3 protein-coding genes are annotated in these 3,956 nt (G+C 65.0%); all 3 read left to right on the top strand.

Annotated features, from left to right (window positions below):
* On the top strand, nucleotides 1-861 hold an 861-nt coding region (locus tag ACH107_RS30695; RefSeq protein WP_412509475.1), incomplete at its 5' end, for a DUF2927 domain-containing protein.
* 134 nt (nucleotides 862-995) lie between these two features.
* Nucleotides 996-1,118 (top strand): hypothetical protein, encoded by a 123-nt coding sequence (locus ACH107_RS30690; protein WP_310691601.1) that lies wholly within the window; start codon nucleotides 996-998, stop codon nucleotides 1,116-1,118.
* Between the two features lie 634 nt (nucleotides 1,119-1,752).
* Nucleotides 1,753-3,552 (top strand): translation elongation factor 4, encoded by a 1,800-nt coding sequence (gene lepA / locus ACH107_RS30685; RefSeq protein ID WP_310691602.1) that lies wholly within the window; start codon nucleotides 1,753-1,755, stop codon nucleotides 3,550-3,552.
* Nucleotides 3,553-3,956 lie beyond the last annotated feature (404 nt).

The following is a 3,956-nucleotide window of genomic DNA, read 5'->3' as shown; positions in this document are numbered from 1 at the left end:
GCGCCCGCCACCCCGCCAGAGGCGCGCCCCGAGGCCCCCGAGACGCCCGCACTGTCGCCCGAAAGCCGCGCCCTGCGCCGCTATTACCGGCGCGTGCAGGACGATCTGGACGCGCAGGGCCTGCTGCGCACCGACGGCGGCGGGCCGGATACCCCCTTCACCGACAGCATGCTGGCGCGCAACTTCGTGCGCATCGCGCTGTTCAACGAATACCTCGACACCGGCGGCAGGCTGCGCGCCCAGGCCAACGTCAGCCGCCTGCGCCGCTGGGAGCAGCCCGTGCGCATGTCCGTGGAATTCGGCGACACCATCCCGCAGGCCCAGCGCCGGGACGACCGCGCCACCATTGGCGACTACGTCGCCCGGCTGTCGCGGGTTTCGGGGTTGCGAATCTCGCTGACCGACAGCGACCCGAACTTCCATGTCCTGATCCTCAACGAGGACGACAGGGATGCGGACGCCACCCGCCTGCGCGCCCTCATGCCGGGCCTGTCCGGGGCCACCCTGCGCGCCGTTACCGACCCGCCGCGCGAGACCTTCTGCCTGGTGCTGGCCAGTTCCGCCCGCGGCGGGCCGGGCTACGACCGGGCGGTGGCGCTTATTCGCGGCGAACACCCCGACCTGATGCGCCGCGCCTGCATTCACGAGGAAATCGCCCAGGGGCTGGGGTTGGCCAACGACAGCCCCCGGGCGCGCCCCTCGATCTTCAACGATGACGAGGAATTCGCCCTGCTGACCCGCCACGACGAGTTGCTGCTGCGGATGCTCTACGACGACAGGTTTCGCGCCGGGATGACGGCGGCCGAAGCTGCCCCCATCGCCCGCGACATCGCGCGCGAGATCATGGGCGGGCGGTCCTGACGCGGCCCCGGCGACGCGCCATTGCATCCCGCCGGCGCGCGGGCCTAAACTGTGCCTTGACCGGCCCCGGGCCAGACCGGGGCGGGACAAGGTGCCCCCGAAACCGGCCCGCCACCAGACAGGAGCCCGCGCGCATGACCGACCTTTCCACGGGCAACCACCTGTTCTATGGCGACAAACTGGACGTGCTGCGCGCCATGCCGGACGGCTTCGTCGATCTGGTCTACCTCGACCCGCCGTTCAATTCCAATGCCTGAGGCGACGTGCGGGGCGAGGGCGTGAGTGGCTGCTTTGCGCAGGGAGGGGGGGCTGCAAATTCATAGCTGTTTCCCGATGCCCCCTATGCAGGGTCAGAGCTGTCATCGACCCCCTTATCCGCGCGAATAGCGCCGAAGGCGCCGCGCGATCGCCAGACCGCCCCCCCGGGCTGGCGATTTGGTGGGGCTTGGCACGCCGTTCGGATGTTTTGCGGATTTGGTCGGATAAAATGCCTCGCTCAAAGGGCCGATCGCCATCCTGCGGGCTGGCCATCGCGCGACTTGCTCTCAATATCCGCCCTGGGCTGGCTGCCGTCATTCACTGTCGCCCGGGGCCGGAATGGCACCGCAGGTGCCCGGCCCCTCGCCAGACCGCCCGCACGGGCTGGCGATTTGGGGGGGGGTGGCGCGCCGATCCACGCTCTTGCGGATTTGGCAGGGATAAAGTGCGCGGCTCGGCGGGCTGATCGCCACCCCGCGGTCTGGCCGTCGCGCGGCTTGCGTTGTCCGGCCCGGTGCTGACACCCTGCCTGCCGTATCCCCATAAGGGTCACAGTACAGCCCCGGCGCCCGCACCGTCCGCGCGCGCCATGCCCCATTGCCAAAGCCCGCAAACCCCGACATATCGGGGCACATGACCGACCTGACCCATATCCGCAATTTCTCGATCGTCGCGCATATCGACCACGGGAAATCGACCCTTGCCGACCGGCTGATCCAGGCCACCAACACGGTGCCCGATCGCGACATGAAGGAACAGTTGCTCGACGCCATGGACATCGAGCGCGAGCGCGGCATCACCATCAAGGCCAACACCGTGCGCATCGAATACGACGCGCTGGACGGGCAGCACTACGTGCTCAACCTCATCGACACGCCGGGCCACGTCGATTTCGCCTATGAGGTCAGCCGCTCCATGCGCGCGGTCGAGGGCTCGCTGCTGGTGGTGGACAGCACCCAGGGCGTCGAGGCCCAGACCCTGGCCAATGTCTACCAGGCCATCGACGCGGATCACGAGTTGATCCCCGTCTTCAACAAGATCGACCTGCCCGCCTCCGACATCGACCGCGTCGCCGAACAGGTCGAGGATGTGATCGGCATCGACGCCAGCGGCGCGATCCCCGTTTCGGCCAAGTCGGGCGAGGGCATCCGCGATGTGCTCGAGGCCATCATCACCCATCTGCCGCCGCCCGAGGGGACGCGCGACGCGCCGCTCAAGGCCATGCTGGTGGACAGCTGGTACGACCCCTACCTCGGGGTCATCGTGCTGGTGCGCATCCGCGACGGGGTTCTGAAAAAGGGCGAGCGCATCCGCTTCATGCAGAACGGCACCGTCCATCAGGTGGACCGCATCGGCGTCTTCAAGCCCGCCATGCAGACGGTGGACGACCTGGCCCCGGGCGAGATCGGCTTTCTGACCGCCTCGATCAAGCAGGTGCGCGACACCCGCGTCGGCGACACCATCACCCACGACAAGCGGCCCTGCGACACCGCCTGGCCCGGCTTCAAGCCCGCCCAGCCGGTGGTGTTCTGCGGGCTGTTCCCCGTGGACACCGCCCAGTTCGAGGACCTGCGCGAGGCCATCGACAAGCTGGCGCTCAACGATGCCTCGTTCTCCTACGAGATGGAAAGCTCGGCCGCGCTGGGCTTCGGCTTTCGCTGCGGCTTTCTCGGGCTGCTGCACCTCGAGGTCATCCGCGACCGGATCGAGCGTGAATACGATATCGAGCTGATCACCACGGCCCCGTCCGTCGTCTATCATGTCTACATGAAGGACGGCACCTGCGAGGAGTTGCACAACCCCGCCGACATGCCCGACCTGGCCCATGTCGCCCACGTGGAAGAGCCGCGCATCAAGGCCACCATCCTTGTCCCCGACGATTACCTGGGTGATGTGCTCAAGCTCTGCCAGGACCGGCGCGGGATACAGAACGACCTCAGCTATGCCGGCTCCCGCGCCATGGTGGTCTATGACCTGCCGCTCAACGAGGTGGTCTTCGATTTCTACGACCGGCTGAAATCGGTGACGAAGGGCTATGCCAGCTTCGACTACCAGTTGACCGGGTATCGCGAGGACAACCTCGCCAAGATGCAGATCCTGGTGAATGACGAGCCCGTGGACGCGCTGTCGATGATGGTCCACCGTGACCGCGCCGAGATGCGCGGCCGGGCCATGTGCGAGAAACTCAAGGACCTGATCCCGCGCCACATGTTCAAGATCCCGATCCAGGCGGCCATCGGCGGCAAGGTCATCGCCCGCGAGACGCTCTCGGCCATGCGCAAGGACGTGACGGCGAAATGCTACGGCGGCGACGCCTCGCGCAAGCGCAAGTTGCTGGACAAGCAGAAGGCTGGTAAGAAGAAGATGCGCCAGTTCGGGAAGGTGGACATCCCGCAGGAGGCGTTCATTAACGCCCTTAAAATGGACAGCTGAGACTGGCCATTTCGAGGGCGGGTGCGGGTAAACGTTTGGCGCAGCCAAATGTGGTCGTACGGGGTTGAATTGAGGAACCGGCTAGAATAGTGAAGGGAGTAATCTGGTAGATGTAATTGCTACATTTAAGTGTTTCCGCTTCTTTTAAGGAAAGCTTTGCCGCTATTTAATTCTTTACCGAGACTCGCTTTAATTGACAACAATTTTGTTCATTAGATTTGAGTAACTCAAGCAATAGGAGGCAGGTTACATGGTCAAACCATTCACTGGTGCCCCATATTTCTTTATAGATCTTCATGAAAAGAGGTCCCTTCTCGATTTGTGTGGGTTGCCTGGGTCATCGAGGCTTGAGCGGGCCCTACATTTTGTGCGTCCGGTAGGCGCGTCCGGCGCGTAGACCTCAA

The sequence above is a fragment of the Roseovarius halophilus (ex Wu et al. 2025) genome, assembly GCF_047086965.1.
Note: the sequence above shows the minus strand (reverse complement) of the source record. Positions and strands in the feature narration are given on the sequence as shown.

Coding starts and splice junctions, on each gene's coding strand:
- ACH107_RS30690 (WP_310691601.1), top strand. CDS start 996: ATGACCGACCTTTCCACGGGCAACCACCTGTTCTATGGCGACAAACTG.
- lepA (WP_310691602.1), top strand. CDS start 1,753: ATGACCGACCTGACCCATATCCGCAATTTCTCGATCGTCGCGCATATC.